Source organism: Synechococcus sp. CS-603 (assembly GCF_977929215.1).
Genome location: NZ_OZ376778.1, coordinates 443394 through 464533 on the forward strand (window position 1 = coordinate 443394; position 21140 = coordinate 464533).

The following is a 21140-nucleotide window of genomic DNA, read 5'->3' on the forward strand; positions in this document are numbered from 1 at the left end:
CCAGGCCGGAGGAACTATTGTGTAGACACCTCACCATGAGGTCACACATGGCCACGAATCTCGCTCTCGATCAGGCCCTGCTCGATCACGCCTTCCGTGTGAGCGGTGAGCCCACCAAGAAAGCCGCCGTCACCCGCGCCCTGCAGGAGTTCATCGCGCGCCGGGAACAGCGCCAGGTGGCGGAGCTCTTCGGCAAGCTCGAGTGGGATCCCGGCTACGACTACAAGGCCGAACGTGATCGCCAGCTGTGAGTTTGCTGGTCGACACGTCGGTGTGGTCGCTGGCTTTTCGCCGTGATGGCCAGCAGGGCGTGCCTGAGGTGGGTGCACTCCGGGCCGCGCTCCAGGGTGCCGACCAGGTCTTCACCACCGGATTGGTGCTCCAGGAAGTGCTGCAGGGTTTTGCCGGCCCCAAAAACCGTGACGAGCTCGTGGAGCGCCTCTCCGTGCTCGCCTTTCTTCAGCCCGATAAGCAGGATCACATCGCCGCCGCCGGCATCCGCAATTCCTGCCGCCGCCGGGGTGTCCAGATCGGCACGATTGATGCCCTGCTCATCCAGCTTTGCCAGCGCTACGACCTGACGCTGCTCACAACGGATCAAGACTTTCAGGCGGCTTCTCAGCACGTGGATGTCCGGTTATGGGTGTGAGCAGCACCCGGCCATTGAGTACTTCTTGGAATGATGTGAGCCACCTCCAGGGCGCACTGGTGCGGGATTTGCCAAGCAACAGCCCGCGCCGCAGCTCATCGCGCTCGGCTTCGCTCAGTGGTGATGCCGTTACCGGTGAGTCTTGGCGTCGTGCATGTTCACCTGACGCATGGCCACCACCGCTGGCTTGAGTTCAACCAGTTTAGTCGACTAACCTGATCATTCCGGCATGTGCTTCTCAACGGAGACCCGCGTTGGTCCGTGGAGTAACCAACGTCCCTGCCATTTGTGGCCCAGCTCAGCGGAGAGCTGTTGGCTGATCAGAGCCCACTCCAGAGCGGCATCCGCCCCCACGCCAGAGATAAACGGCTCGAGTTTTCACCTTGCCAAGCGCCTCAGAAAATTCCGAGTGTTTTCTTCTTGCAATAGCCAGCCCCAATGTTCATCCATCCCGATGGACAGGGCTTTCCAGCGGTGGGCGTCACCTCGTAATAGATGAATGAATTGCAATGCTGCTTCAGGTCATTCACATAACCGAGCGGACACTGGTCATATCCCGGGAGTTTGGGAATCCGCTTTTGAGCCTGTGCTGTGCCAGGGGTCAGCAGCGGCAGAACCAGAAGCCCAGTGACCAAAGCGAGAGGTAGTTTCTGCACGGGGAGAGCCATCAAGTCATCAAACATAAGGAAAGTTCTCTGAATAGCGCCGCTTGGCCTGCCAAGGGCCGCTCTAACACCCGGCAGCCTAATCCGATTGAAACGATCTGACCCATTCAGCGGACGGTTGCCCGCGCCGATCTCGTCGCAGCGGTGGGACATTCGCCTGGAATCGAGACGTGAGGGAGGCCCTGCTGCTCGACACGAAGCGTTGGTAACCTTGATTTGAGCAGAAGCGAGAGCCTGTCGATGGCTCCTCTCAGGATCCGCAACCTCGAAGGCAGCACCAAAGCCCGGTTATTCAGCAAATCGATGCGGTGATTGCCGCCACCGTCCTGGCCCACAACGCTCAGCTCGCCACTGGGATTATGCCGACTTTGCCGAGGTCGAACTGAAGCTGATCACCCCCTGGCTCCTGCCATGACCACCCGTTCCCTACCGCCGATCGCTGGCGACGAAGCCGAGATCCTCGCTTTGGTGCAGCCAGCCGGCCCGGTCTTTCTGCCGCGCACCAACTTAAAGCTGGAGCAGATCAGCTCAGGCTTTGCCTGCGCCCTGCACATGCACCAGCCCACGATTCCAGCTGGGGCTGGTGGAGAGCTGATCTCCCAGCTTCAGTACATGCTGGAGCACCCCGGCGAGGGTGATAACCACAACGCCGAACCGTTTGCCCACTGTTACAAGCGTCTCGCTGAGATCATCCCCCAGCTGATTGCAGAGGGCTGCAACCCTCGGATCATGCTGGATTATTCCGGCAATCTGCTCTGGGGTTTTGAGCAGATGGGCCGCGTCGACATTCTCGATGCCCTCAAAAAACTCGCCTGCGATCCAAATCTGCAACCCCATGTGGAATTCCTGGGCAGTTTCTGGAGCCATGCCGTAGCTCCCTCTACGCCGATCCCCGATCTGAAGCTGCAGATCCTGGCCTGGCAACAGCATTTCGCCGCCATCTTCGGTGCTGAGGCGTTGCAACGGGTCAAGGGATTCTCGCCGCCGGAAATGGCCCTACCCAACCACCCCGACACCCTCTATGAATTGATCAAGGCCCTGCGCGCGTGCGGCTACCAGTGGCTGCTGGTGCAGGAGCACAGCGTGGAGAATTTCGATGGCTCCAGCCTCAGTCAGGAGCAGAAGTACCTTCCCAACCAACTGGTGGCGCGCAACTCCAGCGGCGAGTCGGTGTCCATCACCGCCCTGATCAAAACCCAGGGCTCAGACACCAAGCTGGTGGGTCAGATGCAGCCCTGCTACGAAGCGTTAGGGCTGGGCCGTCAAGGGCTGGGGGAAACCACAATCCCTGCGCTGGTGTCCCAGATTGCCGACGGCGAAAATGGCGGCGTAATGATGAATGAATTCCCCTCAGCCTTCATCCAGGCCCATCAGAAAATCGCCGCTATGGGGAGTGATTCAGGCCCTCAATCAGGCACGGTGGCGATCAATGGCACCGAATATCTGGAGTTGCTGGAAGCCGCCGGTGTCAGCGCAGCTGAATTCCCGCACATTCAGGCGATCCACCAACACAAGCTCTGGCAAAAAGTTGCTAGCCAAACCACTGGCAGCGCGCCCACCCCACAGGCCACCGAAGCGGCGATCGCTGAACTGCAAGCCAACGATCCCCAGTTCTCAATGGCGGGAGCGTCGTGGACCAACAACCTCAGTTGGGTGGAGGGCTACGGCAACGTGCTGGAGCCAATGAACCAGCTCAGCGCCCGCTTCCACCAGGTGTTTGATCCCTTGGTGGCGGGGGATCCTGCCGTGACCAAAACCCCGCCCTATCAAGAGGCGCTGCTCCAGGTGCTGCTGCTGGAAACCAGCTGTTTCCGCTATTGGGGCCAGGGCGTCTGGACTGACTACGCCCGCGAGATTCACCGGCGTGGTGAGGCGGTGATGGGTTAGGCCGCTGACACCCAGCTGTGGAGCTGAAGGCTCGGCACCTTGGCGAATTCACGTGTGTTGTTCGTGATCAGGATGGCCTGTTGGCTCAGGGCATGGGCCGCCTCATCAAGGGTTGATCTCAGCGCTGTCTTATTCCTCAGGCTGCTGACGCTTGATCTCAAACCCCGGCTCAAAGTCTTTCAGAGCAGCCTCCAGGATTTGCCAATGATCGTCTACCGGTAGCAAAAGCACGACATTGCCAAACTCGATTAGGTAGCAAACTCCGCACACCTCAGGAGTCGTTCCGGCCGTGCTTGACAGCTGCAGATGGCATGAACCACACGCTCGGTCATTGCCGCCAGATTGAACCGCCGATTGAAGCGGTAGCTGAAGGCGCCCAAGTAGCGATCAGCGTACTTTTCGAAGCGAAGGGCATGGAAGCTGCCGCTGAAGCTGGTTTTCAAGTTGCTGAGCACCGTGTTAATCCAACGGAATTCTGGTAATTCATTGGGATGACGACCCTTTACGACCACAGGATGATGGAAGCAACCGACTTCTGCAACGGCGCGAAAGCAAGCCAGCCCATCGGAGATCACTTCACAGCCTATCGCCAGTGAATCTTGGGCCCAATCAGCAATAGCGGCAAAAGAGAACGTGGGCACGGTGGCAAGTTTTATATACCGGGGGTGGCCCGCCTCATCGACAGAGACGGCTGCCACGACCGGCACCTTGTTCTCCGATCCACGACCAGGCTTGCCACCACAGCGTTCTCCGCCAAGGTAGGCATCATCCACCTGCACCCTTCCTCTGAGGACATAGGCGCCATCACGTTCTTTCATTGCCTGCATGATCTTGTTCTGAAGCAACCATGCCGTTCGGTAGTTCACACCGAGATGACGCCTCAGAGCTAGTGAGGAGATTCCTGTCTTGGCTTGGCCGACGAGGTAGAAGGCAAGGAACCAGGTGGTCAGAGGTAACTTTGTTGCCTCCAAGATGGTACCGGCCGTGAGGGTGGCTTGATGACGACAGCTCCGGCACTGATAGCGCTTGTGGCGCCTGCCAATGATGAGCCCGTACTCCTTGCCCTCACAACGTGGGCAACGGAAACCATCAGGCCAGCGCGCCTGTTCCAGGGCAACTTCACATTTTTGCTCGGTTCCGTAGAGCTCAATAAACTGGGGCAGCGACAGGCTGGCCTGGAACTGGATCCGATTCATAGCCATGGCAGTGACGACTGGTATATGCGTACCAGCCTAGGTCCCAAAAGGGCTGCCTGCGGAGCTTGCTGCCTAATCAAGTTGCCAAAAGACTTCACCAGCACTTCGGTGCCGAAGAAGCGGTAGTCCTTCGGCAGACGCACGGCTTGGCCCAGCGTGCCCTGGTGGTGAGGCATCAGTTCTGGGACGGCATCCAGAAGGCGCTTGATCCCCCGCTGCCTCAGCGAGCGCTCTGATCCTGGTTCTCAGCTGGCCGGGCGGCGTCAATCGGATCCGGTAGTTGCTCGAGTGCCTCCTCAAGCGCTTCAAGTTCCTGGTCATCCATGTCCTTCAGCAACAGGCTGGCCATCGCCCTGGCCTTGTCGGCATTGACATGGATTTGCTGCTTGGCCACTACACCGAAGTCACGGAAGATCTGGCGGCGCAACTCCACCCCCTCCTCGGAAAATCCGGGGCTGATCGTGGCGTTCTGGAGGATGAGGAAGTAATTGTTGCAGGCCTCGGTATACCCGATGATCAGGCGAAAGGCTCCCTTCAGGGCCGATGCCACCTGAAACTCCTGCTTGCTCAGGGTGGGCAGCGCCTCCTTGACCGCCGCCGACAGTCGCACGTATTCCTCCTTGCATTGGATCGGCGCAATCGCGATCGCCAGACCAGGCCCCAGCTGGTTCACATCCGTGACGTTGGCCGCGTTGCAGGAGGCCAGGAAGATGTCCAGCCCTCGCAGGCCCTCCCTCGCTTCGGTGGCGAGATCGGCCCGCAAAAAGCGCCGGGTCTTGCGGTTTTCCAGACCGCTGCGCACCACCAGTGTCAACTGGGTGACCACCGCCACGATCAGCACCGGCAGGGCTGTTTTGAAGAACTCGAACGTCTCCATCAGCGGTGAATCCACAGCACCATCCGACCAAGCATGGGGCCACCCCCAGGCCATCCGCCGTGGCGGCCAGATCCATCCCCTTGGCAAGGCATGCAGCAACGGCGAGTGACCAGCTGCGCTCAGCTGCAAATGAGCGGAGCTGTGGCCTTCTTACACCTTTGTCTAAGAATGGATCATCAGTTCCCGTCGGCAGCATGGCCCTGCGCTCAGCCAGCGAGTTCCCGCCATCCCCGGAGCCAGAGGCCCTGGGGGACACCTACAGCGAATGCCGCGCGGCGCTGGTGTCGGCCAATCGTTCGCGGGGGGTTCTCAAGGCCCAGAGCGACCGTCGCGGCGTGGTGATTGCCGAGCTGAAACGGGAGCTGGGCGAACTGGAGGCCGACTTGGCTGATGAAGCACGGACCAAGCTGCGGCTGCATGCCCTCAACGCCAAGCTCGGCGCCGTGATCCGCGAACTGGAGGACACCGGTGACGCGATGGTGGGGCTGATTGATGAGAGTGAGCGCCAGAGCGGCTTCTGGCTGGTGGAGATGTTCAGGCGGCTGATCACCCAGGCCAGCCGTTGGCGCCAGGCCAAGGCGCACGCTGCGGCACTCGCCAGTGAATCGGCGGTCGACAGCCAGGGCTCTGCCGAACTCACCCCGCGCCAGATCAACGGCAACTTGATCAACGAACAGCCATGAGCGCGGGTCCATCGATTGCCGATCTGCTTGAGCAGAGCCACCGAGAACTTGCCGGCAGCGATGCCCGGGTGTATCGCCGCGTGGAGGCGCATCTCCAACGCTCAGGTGAAGCCCTGAGCCAGCTGCACGATCCGCCCGATGCTCCTTCCCGGCGCGGCCAGGCCCTGCTGGGCAAAGGCAGCTTTCTCAAGCTGTCGGTGGCAGCCCTCAAGCAGCTGTGCAAGGCGCACGGGATCAAGGGCTACACCAAGTTGAAGAAGCCTGAGCTGGCCAGGATTCTTGAGCGGAACCAGGTGGAGCCCCCACCGCCGCCGTTGGAGTCGTTCAGCAAAAAGGAGCTGATTGGCTTGCTGCGGCAGTTGTTGGCTTAAGAGGCTGGGGGTCGCTCGGCCTCCAGCTTGTCCTTGCAGGTTGAACAAAGCAAACGCCCCTTTTCTTGCCGATAGAGCTGCACGGAGCGTTCGATCTGGACGCCGCAAACCGAACAGGGGAACAGAGGGCTCATCGGTTACGAGGCGTCATCCCCTGGCTAGCGGAACAGGGGCGACAGGATCTGATTCTGATTCATCTCTGATCGCCGTTGGCCGGATCAGCTCAGAGCGGAGCAGCGGCGGCCGGGGCGATGGCTGGGCACTCCAGATTCCCCTGCCATGACCCTCTTCCCGTCTTACCCGCCGTCCAGATGATGCCGGGTCGCCCCTCTCGGGAGACCGCCTTGCAGGTGCGTGACCCACTCGGGCTGGTCAGCACAGCATCGCCCGACTCGCACTGGTAGGTCTTGGGGTTGCCACTGCCCATGCTGCAACCGCTCAGGTTCTTGAAGCTGGCGCGGCTGCCATCCACCAGGGCCTCCTTGCCGAGGTAGGTGGCAAAGGCGATGGGGTTGGGCTCGAAGGGAAGCTGCGCTGCGGACAGGGGCGCAGCAACAGCCACCAGAGCCAGTCCGAGTGGGATCAATCTGCACATAGGGAGGGGTGAATGGGGAACGCAAAGCCTGAGGTGATGACCTCCTCTTTTCAATCATCCCCCAGATTCACCACTCTCCCTTCAAGGCCGCTGGTCATTCCATCAAGAAGGTGGGCTCGATCGGCGTGGAATCAATCCCTGAGTGCTGGCAAGCAAGAGTCGAACGCGATCGATCCGACATTTCGTCTGCTTTTCTCCTGCCTGAGCATTGAATCGTGTTGCACGACAGCCGGGGCCGTTGTTCGTCGCGCTTTGTCCGACAAAATCCTGTCGTGATTGCGCCCGCCGGCGATGGGCTCTGACACCGTTCGCTTCCTGCTTCGGCCCTGCTGGCTTGGCTGGATCCTGCTCGCCGCCACGCCGCGCGGCATTCTGGCGATCACCTTGGGCGATCAGCCAGGCCCACTGAGCGAAGAGCTGTGCCAGCGCCATCCCGCAGCCGAGCTCGCCGCGGCCGATCCCGAGCTGGAGGGCTGGCTGGCCCAGGTGCTCGCCGCCATCGACGAGCCGGTGCCGCCACCGCCGCTGGATCTGGGCGGCACGCCCTTCCGCCGGCGGGTCTGGCAGGAGCTGGTCCTGATTCCCGCCGGCCGGACGGTGAGCTATGCCGAGCTCGCCCGCCGTCTGGGCGAACCCCGCTCGGTGCGGGCCGTGGCCCAGGCCTGCGGCGCCAACCCGATCGCCCTGGCCATCCCCTGCCACCGCGTCATCGGCAGCGACGGCTCCCTGCGTGGCTACCGCTGGGGCCTTGAGCGCAAAAAAGCATTGCTGGAGCGCGAAGCTGGCCGTAACCGAGCCTGAGCCCGCCTTGACAACGGCCATCGCCCTTGGGGCCAACCTCGGCGATCCCGCTGCCACGCTCACGGCCCTGCGGCCGTTGCTGATTCAAGAGCTGGAATCCTGGATGGGTGGGCCTGAGCCGTTGCTGAAACTGCGTTGGTCGCCGCTGTTCCGCACGGCGCCGGTGGGTGGTCCGCCGGGGCAGCCGCCGTTTCTCAATGCGGTGCTGCTGGTGGAGCGGGCTGCCAGCGGCGCCGCCCTGCAAAACAGCGAATCCTGGCCCGATCCGCTGGACCTGCTGGTTCGGCTGCAGAGCCTGGAGGCGCGTTTCGGCCGCCAGCGGCTGGTGCCTTGGGGGCCCCGCAGCCTCGATCTCGACCTGCTCTGGTGTGGTGCCACGGCCACAGCCGCCGATCAGGGGTCGCCGCTCCAGCTGGAGCTGCCCCACCCACGCCTGCGCCAGCGCACCTTCGTGCTGGCGCCGCTGGCGGCGATCGAGCCAGGGCTGGTGCCACCCGGGGGAACCACAACGGCCGCCGCTTTGCTGCAGCAGCTGCTGGCGGGCTCCAAGGAGACACCACCGCAGCTCCTGCCTGGTCGCACTGGCTGGCCTGAGTGGGGAGCATCGCTTCTGGAGTGAACCGCGCCGGCTACGGCAGGCGGTCATGCTGGAATCCCCTCAGCCCTGCTCCATGGCTCCGCTGCCGCCCCCCGAGCCGTCCACCCACCTGGAAACCACGGCGGCCCTGCAGGCCCGCAAGATCCGTTTCGAGCTCAACCGGGTGGTGCTGCCGATGGGGGTGGAGGGCACCTACGGGATCATCCGCCACCCCGGCGCCTCCCTGGCGGTGCCCGTGCTCGACGACGGCCGGGTGGTGATCCTGCGCCAGTACCGCTTCGCGGTGGAACGCCGCATCCTCGAGTTCCCTGCCGGCACCCTGGAAGCGGGCGAAGACCCTCTGGGTTCGATGCAGCGCGAGCTGGGCGAAGAAGCCGGCTTCAGCGCCGCCCGCTGGGACTCGCTCGGTCTGATGCTGCCCTGCCCCGGCTACTCCGACGAGCTGATCCACCTGTTCCTGGCCCGCGAGCTCAGCGCCCTGAGCGAGCGGCCCGCCGCCGACGAGGACGAGGACCTGGAGGTGCTGCTGATCGAGCCCGCCGCCCTCGATGCCGCCTTGGCCAGTGGCGATGAGGCCCTCGATGGCAAGAGCGTCACCGCCTGGTTCCGCGCCCGCCAGCTGCTCGGCCTCGGATGAGTGCGTCCGCCGCCGCCCCGGAAGGGAGCACTCGCTGGCTGTTCTGGCACCGGCGCGACCTGCGCCTGGCCGACAACCTCGGCCTGGCCGCCGCCTGCCGTGCCACCGCTGCTGTCACGGGTGTGTATGTGATCGATCCGGCCGAGCTGGCGGCAGCGGATCAATCAGTGGCGCGGCTGTGGTTTCTCGCCGAGAGCCTGCGCGAACTCCAGCAAGGCTGGCGCGCCGCCGGCAGCCAACTGCTGGTGCTGCACGGTGACCCCGTCGCGCTGCTGCCCAGGCTCGCCGCCACGATCGGCGCGGGCGTGGTGGCCTGGAACCGGGAAGTGGAGCCGGCCGGGCGGGAGCGCGACCGCAAAGTGGCCGCCACCCTGCAGGCCGCTGGCCGGAAAGTGCTCGCGGGCTGGGACCAGCTGCTGGTTCCCCCCGATACCCTCAGCACCGGCAGTGGCGATCCCTATCGGGTCTATGGGCCCTACTGGCGCCGCTGGCGGCAACAGCTGGAGGAGAGGCCCGCCGCCACACTCACCCCCACCCCGGCGCCCAGCGGCCTGCAGGATCTGGACGCGGCTGCGTCCCAGGCGCTGGAGAGCGAGCTGCCCGGCGAGCCGGCCAAGGCGCTTGAGGATCTGGCCAACCTGGGTGCAGCCTTCGCCGGCGCCGAAATCTGCGCCTGCCGGCCTGGTGAGGCGGCCGCCCGAGAGCAGCTGGAGGGCTTCAGCCATGCCGCCCTGCTCAACTACGACTCCGGCCGCAACCTGCCCGGCGAAGCGGGAACCTCCGGGCTCAGCGCCGCCCTGCGCTTCGGCACCCTCAGTCCCCGTCAGGCCTGGGCCGCCGCCCAGGCGATGAGACCGGCCGCCGGCAGCGGGGAGCAGCAACAGGCGATCACCGTCTGGGAGCAGGAGCTGGCCTGGCGCGAGTTCTACCAGCAGGCGTTGTTCCATTTCCCGGCCCTGGCCGACGGCGCCTACCGGGCCCAGTGGCGCCAGTTCCCCTGGGAGAACGATCCTGTTCGCTTCGGGGCCTGGTGCGAGGGCCTCACCGGCGTGCCGATCGTGGATGCGGCGATGCGTCAGCTCAACGCCAGCGGCTGGATGCACAACCGCTGCCGCATGATCGTCGCCTCCTTTCTGGTCAAGGATCTGATCATCGACTGGCGCTGGGGCGAGCGGGCCTTCATGGAGCGCCTGGTGGACGGCGATCTGGCCGCCAACAACGGCGGCTGGCAGTGGAGCGCCAGCAGCGGCATGGACCCCAAACCGCTACGCATCTTCAACCCGTACACCCAGGCGACTCGCTTCGATGCCGAGGGCACCTACATCCGTCGCTGGCTGCCGGAGCTGGCCCGCGTGGCCACCGCCGATCTGCTCAGCGGCACCATCGCGCCCCTCGAACGGCTCGGTTACCCGGCGCCGATCGTGGAGCACCGGCAGCAACAGGCCCATTTCAAGCAGCTCTACGCGTCTTTGCGCTAGCTGTTTGCGCTGAACTGGTTTGCGACAAGCCGGCTCAGGCCGCCAGTGTGGTCGCTGGCTCCTGGGCGCTGAGCGAGAGGGCGCAGACGCGGCGCACCACCTCCACCACACGCTGCTGCTGCTCGGCGGTCAGTTCCGGGAAGATCGGCAGGCTGAGTACTTCGGAGGTCAGCCGCTCGGTGACCGGCAGGCTGCCGGGCCCGTAGCCCAGACCGGCATAGGCCGGCTGGCGGTGGATCGGGATCGGGTAATAGATGATCGTCTGCACGCCGGCGCTGGCCAGTTCCTGCTTGATCCAGTCGCGGCAGGAGCTCTCCGGTAGCCCAAACTCGGCGCTGGCTGGCGAAGGGGTGCAACGCCCCGCGCAACTGGGCAGGCTGTGGGGACAGCGGGGGATGCGCACCACGAACTGGTTCCAGCTGTGCCCCTCGGGTCCGGCTTCCGGCAGCCGCAAACCCGGGGTGCCTTCCAGCTCACGCCGGTAGCTGGCGGCCAGCTGGCTCCTGCGCTCGATCCAGCCCTGCAGGTAGGGCAGCTTGACGTTGAGTACGGCCGCCTGCAGGGCATCGAGGCGGCTGTTGTAACCCAGCGAGGTGTGCAGGTAGCGGCGCGGCATGCCGTGCACGGCCAGCTCGCGGATGCGTTGGGCCAAGGCCCCATCGCGGCAGGTGACAGCACCGCCGTCGCCGGCACCGCCGAGGTTCTTGGTGGGGAAGAAGCTGAAACAACCCGCATCGCCCCAGCTGCCCAGGGCCTGACCCGCCCAGCTGGCGCCGCTGGCCTGGGCGCAGTCTTCGATCACTCGTAGGTTGTGGGCGCTGGCAATGGCCATCAGCCGCTCCATGTCGACGGGGCGGCCGAACAGGTGGACAGGCATCAGGGCGCGGGTGGCCGGTGTGATAGACGCCTCAATTCGCCCCAGATCGAGCAGATACGAGCCTTCCTCGACGTCGACAAAGACCGGCGTGGCGCCGACGGAACTGATCGCCTCGGCGGTGGCGAAAAAACTGAACGAACTGGTGATCACCTCATCGCCCGGGCCGATGCCAAGACCACGCAGGGCCAGGACGAGGGAGTCAGTTCCGCTGTTGCAGCCGATTGCGTGGGGACAGCCGATCGTGGCGGCGAAATGTTGCTCGAACTGGGCAATCGTGGCCCCGCCGATGTATTGCCCACTGCGCAACACCTTCAATACGGCATCTTCGAGGGCTTCACCGAGTTGATGAAGCTGCTCGGTGAGATCGAAGGGGGGCACCTGCATGCGTGGCACCTTAAGCCCCGAAGTTGGGCTTCAGATCCAGGCGGGCTCCTTGCCGGGATGCCACTTGATGTTGCAACCGATCGAGGCGGTCTGCTCCGGATTCACCGGTTCACCGGCCAGCACCGCCTCAAGGGCGGCGCGCAGGTCGCGGCCGTCGGGGGGTTGGCCGTTGCCGGGACGGCTGGCGTCGAGCTGACCCCGGTAGAGCAGCCGATGGTCGGCGCCGAACAGGAAGAGATCAGGGGTGCAGGCGGCCCTGAAGGCCTGGGCCACCGACTGGTCCTGATCGAGCAGATAGGGAAAGCGCCAACCGCAGCGATGGCGCTGGACCGCCAGCTGCAGCGGACCGTCCTGGGGATGGCTGAGCTGGCTGTTGCTGGCGATCGCCAGGATCGTCAGGCGCTCGCCGTAGTCGGCGTCGATCCGGCTGAGCTCCGCTTCCACGTGGATCACGAACGGGCAATGGGCGCAGAGAAACAGCACCAGCACGGGCTCAGCTGGCAAGGCCGCGCTCTCGATGGCTGGTTCCCCCGCAGGTGTTAACAGCGTCGGCAACCGGAAGGTGGGCAGCGCCGTACCAAGGGGAAGCATCGTGGAGGGTGTCAGGGCCAAGGCCAGCTCGGACGATGGATCTGGTGATTGTGGCGTCCATGGCGAGCGCCTGGTTCCGGCAGGATCAGCGCCGCTTGCATTCCCAGCTCTTGTTTCGGACTTCGCCTCGCCTGGCGACCCTCGCCGGCACCGCCCTGCTGCTGGCCAGTTGCACGCCGTCCCACCAGAGCGCCAGCTGGCGGATCTTCCCGCTGCAGCGGCAGCAACCCCACGACGGCCTGGCGGTGGCCAGCCAGCCCGATGGCTATGGCCTCCACCTCTGGCTCGAAACCGACACCACCACCCGGGGCGTGTGCCGGCCCCGCTGGCTGCCGGATGCGACGCGGCTGTTCAACGGCAACGGCTCGGCACCGTTCAGCTCCGGGCTAGCCACTCGCCCGGAGGTGTTCGAGGCCTATGGGCGCCGTGATGTGCGCCAGGCCCTGCGCCGCGAACTCGAAGCGTTATGCGAAACCAGGGCGCCACGGAGCCGCTGGGAATGGAGCGACCCGCCCCGCCGGCTGGAGGAGCTGAAGGTGGAGCCGCTGCCGCCGCTCAAGGAAGAGGACCTGCTACCCGATCCCGAACAGGTGCGCCAGCAGGAAGAGGCCTTGGCGCCGATCCCACCCCAGCCGGAGGACAATTAAGGGCCAGCAGCGCAGACCATTGCCACCGCACCCGCGTAGCCCTCAGGCAGCTGGAGCTCGTGGAGGGCGGTGGCTGGCGGAGACGGCAACGGCGGCGCCAGGATGCCGGTTCCCTGGGCCTTGAGCGTGGCCTCCAGGCGGCACCAGTGCCTCAGGAACGCCAGCCGTTGCTTGCTGGGCGGCAGGGCCTCGATCTGGCGGCAGAGCGCCGGGTCGAAGCAGCGACGGGCGATCGGTTGCCAGCGAAGGCCGGCTCGCTGGCGCTCCACATCAACACCGACGGGGCAAGTGGCGTGAAAGGCCAGCAGCACCAGGGCGCCGGAGTGGGAAATGTTGAACTGGGGAGAAACCTGAGCGGCCAGCTGGGGTTTGCCGCCGGGGCCCACCGTCAGCGGCAACGTGGCGGGGTCCTGGCCGATCAAGCCACCCAGCACCAGGCGCAGTGCCCCACGGCCCAGCAGGCTGCGGTCACGGTCGTCGTCGCGGCGCAGGCGCTCGATCCGGCGCTGCTCCGCCGCCGAGAGCAGGGACTGCAGCAACGGCCGCTGGGCCACCAGGGCGTGACAGCGGCGGTCGATCAGCCAGATCAGCGGTGGGGCCTGCGCGGCGGGATCCAGCTGGGGCCAGGGCTTCGATGGTGGCGGCCAGCGCATCGGCCTGAGCGGTTCGGTCACAGCGACGGCAGGGCGAACCAGAACACGGGTGCGAGCGCTGCGAGAGAATCCCATTCTCTCGACCCCCAGCGATGCTTCTCGATCTGCGCGGCAAGAAAGCCCTCGTCACCGGCATCGCCAACAACCGCTCGATCGCCTGGGGCATTGCCCAGCAGCTGGCGGCGGCAGGCTGCGAACTGGCGGTCACCTACCTGCCCGATGAGAAGGGCCGTTTCGAGGCCAAGGTGCGCGAGCTCACCGCTCCGCTTGAGCCCAGCCTGGTGTTGCCGCTCAATGTCCAGAACCCTGAGCAGATCGAGGCGGTGTTCAGCGAAATCGAGCGGCAGTGGGGCCACTTCGACGTGCTGATTCACTGCCTGGCCTTCGCCGGCAAGGAGGAGCTGGTCGGCGACTACAGCGCGATCAGCCCTGAGGGCTTCGCCCGGGCCCTTGAGGTGAGCGCCTATTCCCTGGCGCCGCTCTGCCGCCACGCCAAACCCCTGTTCAACGAGGGGGCCAGCGTGATCACGCTCAGCTATCTCGGCGCTGAGCGCGCCATCCCCAACTACAACGTGATGGGGGTGGCCAAGGCAGCCCTGGAGGCTTCGGTGCGTTATCTCGCGGCGGAACTCGGCCCCCAGAAGCAGGTGCGCGTGAACGCCATCAGTGCCGGGCCGATCCGCACCCTGGCCAGCTCAGCGATCGGCGGCATTCTCGACATGATCCACAACGTGGAAGTGAAAGCTCCGCTCAAGCGCACCGTCACCCAGCAGGAGGTGGGAAGCACGGCGGCCTTCCTGGCCAGCCCCCTGGCCTCGGGCATCACCGGCCAGGTGATCTACGTGGACGCCGGTTACTGCATCAACGGGATGTGAGCCGCGCTGTGACCAGAGCCCGCATCAACGGGGGCTGATCAGTGTTTCTGAGCGCATGGGCATCACCGATCCCATCCAGTCGATGCTGGTGCTGTGCAGGTTGTAGAAGGCAGCCTCCACCTGCAGGCGGCCGCCGCGCATCAGATCGGTGAGCAGCACGCTGGAGTCGACCAGGTTGCGGGCCGCGTTGAGGGTGTGGAGGCGGGAGGCCTGATCCAGGTCGTGCTGCCCGCCCAGGCTGAGCAGCTCCATGCGGAGCTGTCCCACCACCTGGGCCAGGCTCGGGGTGAGCTTCAGCGCTGGGTTCAGGGCCGCCTCAACGGCACCGCAGCGTTCATGGCCGAGCACCACGATCACCGGCACGCCCAGGTGGGCAACGGCGTACTCCAGGGAAGCGATGGCCGCGGTGGTGGAAAGGGTGCCGGCGTTGCGGACCACGAACAGGTCGCCGAAGCCTGTGTCGAACAGCAGCTCGACCGGCACCCGGGAATCGGCGCAGCCCAGCACCGCTGCCGTTGGATGTTGGCCCGATTCCACCTCGAGCATGCGCTCACGGCTGCTGTGGGGATGGAGCGATTCACCGTCAAGGAAGCGCCGGTGGCCTGCGTGCAGCTCGGCGAGCACCGCCTGGGGACAGTTGTTCAAGCAGCGGCCGACGCGATGCCGGCGATTGTGGACTGCTTGCGTTCATTGACTTCGGCATGATTGGTACCGTCCCGACCGATTGCCCTGTGTCCTCCCTTTCGGACCTCGATCACGGCAGCCCCGTCGGCCGCAGCGGCAGCATCGAGCGCGTCACCGGTGAAACGGACGTGCGCGTGCGCTTGGGCCTCGATGGAACCGGCCTCTGCCAGGTGAGCACAGGCGTGCCGTTCCTCGATCACATGCTGCACCAGCTGGCCAGTCATGGGCTGCTCGATCTGGAGATCACGGCCAACGGCGACCTCCACATCGACGACCATCACACCAACGAAGACGTGGGCATCGCCGTGGGTCAGGCCCTGGCCCAGGCCCTGGGCAGCCGCCAGGGCATCCAGCGCTTCGGCCATTTCGTGGCGCCCCTCGATGAGGCGTTGGTGCAGGTGGTGCTCGACTGCTCCGGCCGTCCCCACCTCAGCTACGACCTGGTGATCCCGGCCCAGCGGATCGGCACCTACGACACCGAGCTGGTCAAGGAGTTCTTCGTGGCGGTGGTGAACAACTCCGGCCTCACCCTGCACATCCGCCAGCTCGCCGGCGTCAACTCCCACCACATCGTCGAGGCCTGCTTCAAGGCCTTCGCCAGGGCCCTAAGGCTGGCGGTGGAGATCGACCCCCGCCGCGCCGGCAAGGTGCCCAGCAGCAAGGGAGTGCTGGAGCAGGCCGGAGGCCGACCCGCAACGTAATGGTTCGTTACGTGATGATGGGGATCAAGTTGTCTTCCCTGCCGCCCGCCCGATGACCGTCGCCCCCAGCCGCCCCGAACCCACCAGCCCAGCCACCGGCTCAGCCGTCGGCGATTACGACCGCGACGATTGGGCGAGTTCCTTCCGCAACGTCGGCAGCGAGCTCACCGGCGTTGCACTCACGCCCAGCTCAGGCACGATCCCGCCAGAGCTGGGCGGCACGCTCTACCGCAATGGTCCCGGCCGCTTGGAGCGCGGCGGTCGCTGGGTGCACCATCCCTTCGATGGCGACGGCATGATCACGGCCCTGCGCTTTGAATCCGGCGCGGCCAGCCTCTGCAATCGCTTCGTGCGCACCGAGGGCTGGGTGGCCGAGGAAGCCGCCGACAAGGTGCTGTATCGGGGCGTGTTCGGCACCCAGAAACCCGGTGGCCCGGCGGCCAACGCCTTCGACCTGCGGCTCAAGAACATCGCCAACACCCATGTGGTGCGGCTGGGCGACAAGCTGCTGGCGCTGTGGGAAGCGAGCTCACCGCACGCGCTCGATCCCGACACCCTGGAAACCAGAGGCCTCGACCTGATGGAGGGCACCCTGGCGGAGGGCGAGGCCTTCAGTGCCCATCCTCGCTTCGATCCGGGCCACCACGGCGAACGGCGCATGGTCACCTTCGGGATCAAATCGGGGCCCCGCAGCACGGTGCGGCTGATGGAGTACGACGCCAGCGCCGCCGGAACAGCTGAACTGAAGGCGGATCAGAAGCACAACTTCCCCGGCTTTGCCTTCCTCCATGACTTCGCGATCACCCCGAACTGGGCGGTGTTCCTGCAGAACGCGATGTCGTTCAACCCGCTCGGCTTCGTATTCGGACTCAAAGGGGCCGCCCAATGCCTGGGCTCCAAGCCCGGAACCCCCGGCGAGTTCTGGCTGATCCCGCGCTCCGGTGGCGGTGAACCGCGACGGGTTTCAGCCCCCGAAGGCTTCGTGTTCCACCATCTCAATGCCTTCGAAGAACCGGATTCCGGTAGCGCCGGCACGCTGGTCGTCGATTCGATCTACTACAACGATTTTCCGACGATCCCCCAGGGCGTCGACTTCCGCTCGATCGATTTCGACAGCCTGCCGGTCGGCCAGCTGAAGCGCTGCCGCATCGATCTGGCCAGTGGCGAGGTCAGCACCGAGCTGCTGGAGCAGCGCTGCTGTGAATTCGCCACGGTGAATCCCTCCCGGGTGGGGCTGAAGGCCAGCTGGGCCTGGATGGCGGTGACCGAAGTGGAAACAGGCAACGCTCCGCTGCAGGCCATCGAAAAGATCAACCTCGACACAGGCGAGCGCCGGCTCTGGAGCGCCGCTCCTCGGGGCTTCGTCAGTGAGCCGGTGATGGTGCCACGCCCGGGCGCAACGGCAGAAGACGACGGCTGGGTGATGGTGGTGGTCTGGAATGGCGCCCGCTGCGCCAGTGATCTGGTGATCCTGCGCGCGGGCGACCTCAGTGAGCAGGCCGTCCTGCCCTTACCGCTGGCGCTCCCCCATGGCCTGCACGGCAGCTGGGCGGAGGCGGCCTGAAAATGGCACGATCTTCTGTTGCTTTTCTGCCCGTGCCGTTTCTAGCTTCGCTGCTGCTGATCACCCTGTTCTGGCTGCCGATGCCGGCGGCGGCATCGCTGTTGCATGTGGCCGGATCGGTGCCCGACACCCTCGGCCTCAAGGACGGGGCCCTGCCCACCTGCCCCTCGGCCAATCACTGCGTCCGGGAAGACTGGCCGCTGGCTGATCCCATCGCTGCCCTCGCCCAGCTGCAGCCGGTGGTGGCGGCGATGCCAGGCACCCGGATTGAAACCGGCGCAGAGCCGGCGGCCACCTACCTCCATGCCACGGCAGAAAGCCGGCTGTTCGGCTTCATCGATGATCTCGAGCTGGCCAGCGACCCCGACCACGGCGTCCTGCAGGTGCGCTCGGCCTCCAGGCTGGGTGATTCCGATCTCGGGGTGAACCGAAAGCGGATCGAGTTGCTGCGCGAAGCGCTCCTCCCTTAAGAAGCGCCCGTTTTAGTGGCGCAGATGACGGGAGAGGGTGGCCTCGGAAAACAGGTGGCCGCGCTCCTGGGCGATCGCCACAACCGCGCTCGGATCGGCGGCGGCATCCACCCGCTGCTTCAAGGCCGGATCGGCTTCCACCTCGACAAGAAAGGCGGTGAGTTGGGACTTGGACACGGGGCTGCTGGCGGGGGACAGCCTCAGTCCTAGTCGGGGCTGCCAATCCCGGCCTCGCCCGGCCCGGGCGGCCGCGCTGGCGGCGGTGGCAGGGGCGTGCGTTGGAGCAGCGGTTTTGGCTCCGGTTCGGGTGGCTCAGGAGCCAGAACAGGCGGTGGTGGCAGGTCGGGCTCCAGCAGCGGAACCCTGGCGGGTTCGGGGATCGGATTCGGGGCCGTCTCCGGACCCACCACCTCCACCGGTGAGCGCTCCACCACCAGCTGGAAGCGGATGCGTTCGCGTTGGTTGATCAGCCGTTGCACCTCCGCCACCTGTTTGGGGGTCGGCTCGCCCGGGCGGCTGGCCCGCACCACCACGCGGATGATCGGCGGGTTCACATCCCAGTTGATCGAGAAATCAGCGATCTGGGCCTCCTGACCCAGTGTCACCGTTTCCCTGGTCAGCAGGGTCTGGATCGTGGTGGCCACCTGGCGCTGGACCAGCTCCTCGCGGCTGCGGCGAACCAGATCAAGGAAGCTGCCGGTGAGCGGCACCACCAACAGAGCGGTGAGGCCGAGGCTGACGATGCCCAGCCGGCTGCGACTCATCTGGTTTCTCAGGCCAGGCCCTGATTTGGCCAACACCAGCAGGCAACCGCTGAGGATGCCCATCAAGTTGGTGAGATACAGCAGCCCGGAGCCGAGCGCCACCGACCACTGGCTAGCGGAGAGCAGCAGGCCCAGGGCGCAGACCGGCGGCACCAGGGCCACGGCGATCGCCGTTCCCGCCAGCGACGACACCGCCTCACTGCGCAACCGGGCATAGGCAGCGATGCCACCGGCCACCAGGGCGATGCCGAGATCCAGCAGGTTCGGGGCCGTGCGGGCCTGGACCTCGCTGCCGAAATCACCCAACCCCGAGAGCCAGCCCAGCAACACCGAAACCCCGACGGCGATCAGGCCGCCCAGCAACAGGGTGAACAGCCCCTGCAGAACCAGCTTCACCCGGCCCCGCAGGATGCCGAAGGCCGTGGCCCGCAGCGGGGTGATCCAGGGGGCGATGATCATCGCGCCGATCACCACCGCGGCGCTGTTGGCCAGCAACCCCAGGCTGGCGATCAGGCTGGAGCCGAGGCTGAGCACGATGAACACCTCGGTGGTCCGGGCGTCGTCTTCGAATTCGGCGATCAGTTCGCGAACTCTCCTGGTCTTGGGATAGGCCGCTGGATCGATGCCTTTGTCGCCGTAATCCGCCGGGTTCACCATCTCAGGGGCGACTCCAGAACAGACAGGGGATCGAGAGCAGCACGGAGCCGCACAGATCAATCACGACGGTGATCTTGAGGTCCCCCATCGTGGGGGTAGAGGGTGCGCACAGCAACAGGGCCCGGATCTACGGCCAGGTAATGCTCAACCGCCCGTTCAATGTTGCGGTGCATCCTCTCGTTGCCCAGACGCTGTCCCAGCTCCGAGCGGCGGATCAGATCCAGCACCGTGGGGTTGAGGCCCGCCAACCAGAGGCTGATTCCCTCCTTCTCAAGGCGCTGCTCGGCTTCGGTGAGCGTTTTGAGGGCGGAGTACTCGATGTCGATCACGGCACTGCCATCGAGCACCACCACCGTGGGCTGGTGCTGGTTCACCTCGGCGCGCATGCGGCTGAGAACGCCGTGGGCATTGGCAAAAAACAGGCGACCCTCGGCGCGGAGGAGCAACAGCCCCGGCCAGCTCTCATCGTGGGGATGGCGCGGCGAGAGAGGCCGGAATACATCGGTGCCGAGCTTGCGTCCGATCGCGTACACCGGCGGGTTCACCTCCTGTTGCACCAGCGCCAGCAGTGACAGGATCACGGCCACCAGGATGCCCTTGAGGGTGCCCAGAAACACCACGCCCAGGAAGGCCACAACGGCCCAGTGAAATTCGGCGGCGCGCACGCGGCGGATCGCCAGGAACTCGCCAGGAGCGATCAGTTCGAATGAATAAACGATCACCACCACCGCCAGGGCGGCCAGGGGCATCAGGGCGATCCAGGGGGCCAGCAGCAGCAGGGTGGCCAGGGCGGCCGCTGCCGTGACCAGCTCCGCCATCTGGCTGCGGGCGCCGGCCTGGCGGTTCACCGCGGTCTGGGTGGTGCCACCGCCGGCTGCCATCCCAGAAAAGAAGCCGCCGCCGATGTTGGCCAGTCCCAGGGCCAGCAGCTCCCGGTCGGGGTTCGGAGAGGGTTCGTCAGAGGCGCGGAACGCCCGTGCCGCTGCGATGCTTTCGGTGAAACTCATCATGGCGATGCCCGCCGCCCCTGGCCAGAGAGCACCGACCAGGTTGAGCTCAGGCCAACTGAGTCTGGGCAGGCCCCGTGGCACCGCTCCCACCAGCTCGACGCCGAAGCGATCGAGCCCCAACAGGGCGCAACTGGCGATCGCCACGGCCACCAGCAGCAAGGGTGCGGGCAGCCTCGGGCACCAGCGCTTCAGGCCAAAGAGCAGGCTGAACAGCCCGACCGAGAGCAGCACCGTGGCGATCGACGCCTGGGGGATCTGACCGAGCAGGGCGGCAAGGTCGCGAAAGAAACCGGCTTTCTCCACATGCAGACCGAGCAACTTGGGCAGCTGATCCACCACGATCACCAGGCCGATGCCGGATTTGAACCCCACCAGCACCGATTCAGAGATGAAGTTGGCGATGAAGCCAAGGCGGAGCAGAGACGCGCCGCAGAGCATCACGCCCACCAGCAGGGCCAGGGTGGCGCTGGCCGCCATCAGGGCACTGGAATCGGCCAGCGGCGAGAGACGGTTCAGCTCGCTGCCCACCAGGATCGCCAGCGTTGTCGTGGTGCTGACGCTCAGGGGCCGGGAACTACCGAAGAGGGCGTACACCACCATCGGCACCAGGGCCGTGTAGAGGCCCACCTGCACGGGCAGTCCGGCCACGGTGGCGTAGGCCATCGCCTTGGGCAGCACCACCGCCGCAGCCGTCAGGCCGGCCACCAGATCCACCCGCGGCAGGGCTTGGCCAACGGCAGATCGATGGAGAAGGGCCTGGATCTGCTTCAAGGCGTGGGTGATGAAACCTGAGTTCTTGCGCAAGTTTCCTCGTTGAAGCTCTCAC

General features: G+C 65.5%; 25 protein-coding genes. 14 read left to right on the forward strand and 11 right to left on the reverse strand.

What is annotated here, in order from left to right; all coding sequences use genetic code 11:
* Window positions 1-47 precede the first annotated feature (47 nt).
* Together ACXMDM_RS02375 and vapC are read left to right on the forward strand one after the other, a co-directional pair.
* The gene (locus ACXMDM_RS02375; RefSeq protein ID WP_071800449.1) at window positions 48-251 is read left to right on the forward strand and encodes a type II toxin-antitoxin system VapB family antitoxin; all 204 of its coding nucleotides are present in this window, start codon (window positions 48-50) and stop codon (window positions 249-251) included.
* A 2-nt stretch (window positions 252-253) separates the two neighbouring features.
* Window positions 254-649 (forward strand): type II toxin-antitoxin system VapC family toxin, encoded by a 396-nt coding sequence (vapC, locus tag ACXMDM_RS02380; protein WP_499570010.1) that lies wholly within the window; start codon window positions 254-256, stop codon window positions 647-649.
* 395 nt (window positions 650-1044) lie between these two features.
* Here the strand turns inward: vapC and ACXMDM_RS02385 are convergent, their stop codons facing one another.
* Window positions 1045-1317, reverse strand: coding sequence for a hypothetical protein (locus tag ACXMDM_RS02385; protein WP_233831260.1), 273 nt, complete (start codon window positions 1315-1317; stop codon window positions 1045-1047).
* A 408-nt stretch (window positions 1318-1725) separates the two neighbouring features.
* Between ACXMDM_RS02385 and ACXMDM_RS02390 the strand changes: the two genes are divergently transcribed.
* The gene (locus ACXMDM_RS02390; RefSeq protein ID WP_259723234.1) at window positions 1726-3201 is read left to right on the forward strand and encodes a polysaccharide deacetylase family protein; all 1476 of its coding nucleotides are present in this window, start codon (window positions 1726-1728) and stop codon (window positions 3199-3201) included.
* Window positions 3202-3449: 248 nt separating this feature from the next.
* Here ACXMDM_RS02390 and ACXMDM_RS02395 read toward each other — a convergent pair whose 3' ends face one another.
* A complete protein-coding gene (locus tag ACXMDM_RS02395) occupies window positions 3450-4403 on the reverse strand; it encodes an IS1595 family transposase (RefSeq protein ID WP_071799713.1) in 954 nt (317 codons plus the stop codon).
* A 214-nt stretch (window positions 4404-4617) separates the two neighbouring features.
* Window positions 4618-5274, reverse strand: coding sequence for a hypothetical protein (locus ACXMDM_RS02400; RefSeq protein WP_259723247.1), 657 nt, complete (start codon window positions 5272-5274; stop codon window positions 4618-4620).
* A 194-nt stretch (window positions 5275-5468) separates the two neighbouring features.
* On the opposite strand from ACXMDM_RS02400, the gene ACXMDM_RS02405 reads away from it, so the two are divergent.
* Window positions 5469-5957 carry a hypothetical protein gene (locus tag ACXMDM_RS02405; RefSeq protein ID WP_071800453.1) on the forward strand — a complete coding sequence of 163 codons (489 nt, stop codon included), beginning with the start codon at window positions 5469-5471 and terminating at the stop codon, window positions 5955-5957.
* Complete coding sequence (locus tag ACXMDM_RS02410; RefSeq protein WP_071800454.1) at window positions 5954-6328, forward strand: Rho termination factor N-terminal domain-containing protein; 375 nt, start codon at window positions 5954-5956, stop codon at window positions 6326-6328. The genes ACXMDM_RS02405 and ACXMDM_RS02410 overlap by 4 nt, the downstream gene beginning before the upstream one ends.
* Before the next feature lie 223 nt (window positions 6329-6551).
* Here the strand turns inward: ACXMDM_RS02410 and ACXMDM_RS02415 are convergent, their stop codons facing one another.
* Window positions 6552-6890 carry a hypothetical protein gene (locus ACXMDM_RS02415; protein WP_259723248.1) on the reverse strand — a complete coding sequence of 113 codons (339 nt, stop codon included), beginning with the start codon at window positions 6888-6890 and terminating at the stop codon, window positions 6552-6554.
* A gap of 324 nt (window positions 6891-7214) precedes the next feature.
* Here ACXMDM_RS02415 and ACXMDM_RS02420 point away from each other — a divergent pair, with 324 nt between their 5' ends.
* The 4 genes from ACXMDM_RS02420 to ACXMDM_RS02435 are packed head-to-tail and all read left to right on the forward strand — an operon-like array spanning window position 7215 to window position 10437.
* Entirely contained in the window at window positions 7215-7724 is a 510-nt protein-coding gene (locus ACXMDM_RS02420; RefSeq protein ID WP_259723249.1) for a methylated-DNA--[protein]-cysteine S-methyltransferase, read from the forward strand.
* A gap of 7 nt (window positions 7725-7731) precedes the next feature.
* Window positions 7732-8343: a 2-amino-4-hydroxy-6-hydroxymethyldihydropteridine diphosphokinase gene (gene folK, locus ACXMDM_RS02425; RefSeq protein ID WP_120352763.1), complete on the forward strand. Its 612-nt coding sequence runs from the start codon at window positions 7732-7734 to the stop codon at window positions 8341-8343.
* A gap of 52 nt (window positions 8344-8395) precedes the next feature.
* Window positions 8396-8959, forward strand: a complete 564-nt coding sequence (locus ACXMDM_RS02430) for an NUDIX domain-containing protein (RefSeq protein ID WP_071802016.1) — start codon at window positions 8396-8398, stop codon at window positions 8957-8959.
* Window positions 8956-10437, forward strand: a complete 1482-nt coding sequence (locus ACXMDM_RS02435) for a cryptochrome/photolyase family protein (RefSeq protein WP_071800457.1) — start codon at window positions 8956-8958, stop codon at window positions 10435-10437. Before ACXMDM_RS02430 ends, ACXMDM_RS02435 begins: the two co-directional genes overlap by 4 nt.
* Before the next feature lie 34 nt (window positions 10438-10471).
* Here ACXMDM_RS02435 and ACXMDM_RS02440 read toward each other — a convergent pair whose 3' ends face one another.
* Both ACXMDM_RS02440 and ACXMDM_RS02445 read right to left on the reverse strand, forming a co-directional pair.
* On the reverse strand, window positions 10472-11698 hold the full coding sequence (locus ACXMDM_RS02440; protein WP_071800458.1) for a DegT/DnrJ/EryC1/StrS family aminotransferase: 1227 nt from the start codon (window positions 11696-11698) through the stop codon (window positions 10472-10474).
* A 30-nt stretch (window positions 11699-11728) separates the two neighbouring features.
* Window positions 11729-12310, reverse strand: a complete 582-nt coding sequence (locus tag ACXMDM_RS02445) for a thioredoxin family protein (RefSeq protein WP_071800459.1) — start codon at window positions 12308-12310, stop codon at window positions 11729-11731.
* Window positions 12311-12348: 38 nt separating this feature from the next.
* On the opposite strand from ACXMDM_RS02445, the gene ACXMDM_RS02450 reads away from it, so the two are divergent.
* Window positions 12349-12936: a hypothetical protein gene (locus ACXMDM_RS02450; RefSeq protein ID WP_233831151.1), complete on the forward strand. Its 588-nt coding sequence runs from the start codon at window positions 12349-12351 to the stop codon at window positions 12934-12936.
* On the opposite strand, the gene ACXMDM_RS02455 is transcribed toward ACXMDM_RS02450, so the two are convergent.
* Complete coding sequence (locus ACXMDM_RS02455) at window positions 12933-13664, reverse strand: 4'-phosphopantetheinyl transferase family protein (protein ID WP_083544419.1); 732 nt, start codon at window positions 13662-13664, stop codon at window positions 12933-12935. The two genes, ACXMDM_RS02450 and ACXMDM_RS02455, sit on opposite strands and share 4 nt — an antisense overlap.
* Window positions 13665-13681: 17 nt before the next feature.
* Here ACXMDM_RS02455 and fabI point away from each other — a divergent pair, with 17 nt between their 5' ends.
* On the forward strand, window positions 13682-14464 hold the full coding sequence (fabI, locus tag ACXMDM_RS02460; RefSeq protein WP_071800461.1) for an enoyl-ACP reductase FabI: 783 nt from the start codon (window positions 13682-13684) through the stop codon (window positions 14462-14464).
* A 24-nt stretch (window positions 14465-14488) separates the two neighbouring features.
* Here fabI and ACXMDM_RS02465 read toward each other — a convergent pair whose 3' ends face one another.
* Window positions 14489-15109, reverse strand: a complete 621-nt coding sequence (locus ACXMDM_RS02465; protein ID WP_071800462.1) for a carbonic anhydrase — start codon at window positions 15107-15109, stop codon at window positions 14489-14491.
* Window positions 15110-15195: 86 nt separating this feature from the next.
* On the opposite strand from ACXMDM_RS02465, the gene hisB reads away from it, so the two are divergent.
* The 3 genes from hisB to ACXMDM_RS02480 are packed head-to-tail and all read left to right on the forward strand — an operon-like array spanning window position 15196 to window position 17883.
* Window positions 15196-15849 (forward strand): imidazoleglycerol-phosphate dehydratase HisB, encoded by a 654-nt coding sequence (gene hisB / locus ACXMDM_RS02470; protein WP_071800463.1) that lies wholly within the window; start codon window positions 15196-15198, stop codon window positions 15847-15849.
* Between the two features lie 52 nt (window positions 15850-15901).
* A complete protein-coding gene (locus tag ACXMDM_RS02475) occupies window positions 15902-17413 on the forward strand; it encodes a carotenoid oxygenase family protein (RefSeq protein WP_071800464.1) in 1512 nt (503 codons plus the stop codon).
* 2 nt (window positions 17414-17415) lie between these two features.
* Window positions 17416-17883, forward strand: coding sequence for a DUF1499 domain-containing protein (locus ACXMDM_RS02480; RefSeq protein ID WP_083544420.1), 468 nt, complete (start codon window positions 17416-17418; stop codon window positions 17881-17883).
* A gap of 12 nt (window positions 17884-17895) precedes the next feature.
* Here ACXMDM_RS02480 and ACXMDM_RS02485 read toward each other — a convergent pair whose 3' ends face one another.
* From ACXMDM_RS02485 to ACXMDM_RS02495, 3 genes are read right to left on the reverse strand one after another with little or no spacing between them, the layout of a single operon-like run.
* Window positions 17896-18060, reverse strand: a complete 165-nt coding sequence (locus ACXMDM_RS02485) for a Nif11-like leader peptide family natural product precursor (RefSeq protein ID WP_071800465.1) — start codon at window positions 18058-18060, stop codon at window positions 17896-17898.
* A 29-nt stretch (window positions 18061-18089) separates the two neighbouring features.
* Window positions 18090-19304: a DUF389 domain-containing protein gene (locus ACXMDM_RS02490; protein ID WP_083544421.1), complete on the reverse strand. Its 1215-nt coding sequence runs from the start codon at window positions 19302-19304 to the stop codon at window positions 18090-18092.
* A 56-nt stretch (window positions 19305-19360) separates the two neighbouring features.
* Window positions 19361-21118: a SulP family inorganic anion transporter gene (locus ACXMDM_RS02495; RefSeq protein ID WP_259723250.1), complete on the reverse strand. Its 1758-nt coding sequence runs from the start codon at window positions 21116-21118 to the stop codon at window positions 19361-19363.
* Window positions 21119-21140: the final 22 nt, after the last annotated feature.

What these genes read in the sequence shown, in the direction of transcription:
- ACXMDM_RS02475 (WP_071800464.1), top strand. Translation starts at nt 15,902, where the DNA reads ATGACCGTCGCCCCCAGCCGCCCCGAACCCACCAGCCCAGCCACCGGC.
- ACXMDM_RS02375 (WP_071800449.1), top strand. Translation starts at nt 48, where the DNA reads ATGGCCACGAATCTCGCTCTCGATCAGGCCCTGCTCGATCACGCCTTC.
- ACXMDM_RS02435 (WP_071800457.1), top strand. Translation starts at nt 8,956, where the DNA reads ATGAGTGCGTCCGCCGCCGCCCCGGAAGGGAGCACTCGCTGGCTGTTC.
- ACXMDM_RS02430 (WP_071802016.1), top strand. Translation starts at nt 8,396, where the DNA reads ATGGCTCCGCTGCCGCCCCCCGAGCCGTCCACCCACCTGGAAACCACG.
- ACXMDM_RS02390 (WP_259723234.1), top strand. Translation starts at nt 1,726, where the DNA reads ATGACCACCCGTTCCCTACCGCCGATCGCTGGCGACGAAGCCGAGATC.
- ACXMDM_RS02405 (WP_071800453.1), top strand. Translation starts at nt 5,469, where the DNA reads ATGGCCCTGCGCTCAGCCAGCGAGTTCCCGCCATCCCCGGAGCCAGAG.
- ACXMDM_RS02490 (WP_083544421.1), bottom strand. Translation starts at nt 19,304, where the DNA reads ATGGTGAACCCGGCGGATTACGGCGACAAAGGCATCGATCCAGCGGCC.
- ACXMDM_RS02480 (WP_083544420.1), top strand. Translation starts at nt 17,416, where the DNA reads ATGGCACGATCTTCTGTTGCTTTTCTGCCCGTGCCGTTTCTAGCTTCG.
- ACXMDM_RS02395 (WP_071799713.1), bottom strand. Translation starts at nt 4,403, where the DNA reads ATGGCTATGAATCGGATCCAGTTCCAGGCCAGCCTGTCGCTGCCCCAG.
- ACXMDM_RS02420 (WP_259723249.1), top strand. Translation starts at nt 7,215, where the DNA reads ATGGGCTCTGACACCGTTCGCTTCCTGCTTCGGCCCTGCTGGCTTGGC.
- ACXMDM_RS02385 (WP_233831260.1), bottom strand. Translation starts at nt 1,317, where the DNA reads ATGGCTCTCCCCGTGCAGAAACTACCTCTCGCTTTGGTCACTGGGCTT.
- ACXMDM_RS02440 (WP_071800458.1), bottom strand. Translation starts at nt 11,698, where the DNA reads ATGCAGGTGCCCCCCTTCGATCTCACCGAGCAGCTTCATCAACTCGGT.
- ACXMDM_RS02400 (WP_259723247.1), bottom strand. Translation starts at nt 5,274, where the DNA reads ATGGAGACGTTCGAGTTCTTCAAAACAGCCCTGCCGGTGCTGATCGTG.
- fabI (WP_071800461.1), top strand. Translation starts at nt 13,682, where the DNA reads ATGCTTCTCGATCTGCGCGGCAAGAAAGCCCTCGTCACCGGCATCGCC.
- ACXMDM_RS02410 (WP_071800454.1), top strand. Translation starts at nt 5,954, where the DNA reads ATGAGCGCGGGTCCATCGATTGCCGATCTGCTTGAGCAGAGCCACCGA.
- ACXMDM_RS02450 (WP_233831151.1), top strand. Translation starts at nt 12,349, where the DNA reads ATGGCGAGCGCCTGGTTCCGGCAGGATCAGCGCCGCTTGCATTCCCAG.
- ACXMDM_RS02455 (WP_083544419.1), bottom strand. Translation starts at nt 13,664, where the DNA reads ATGGGATTCTCTCGCAGCGCTCGCACCCGTGTTCTGGTTCGCCCTGCC.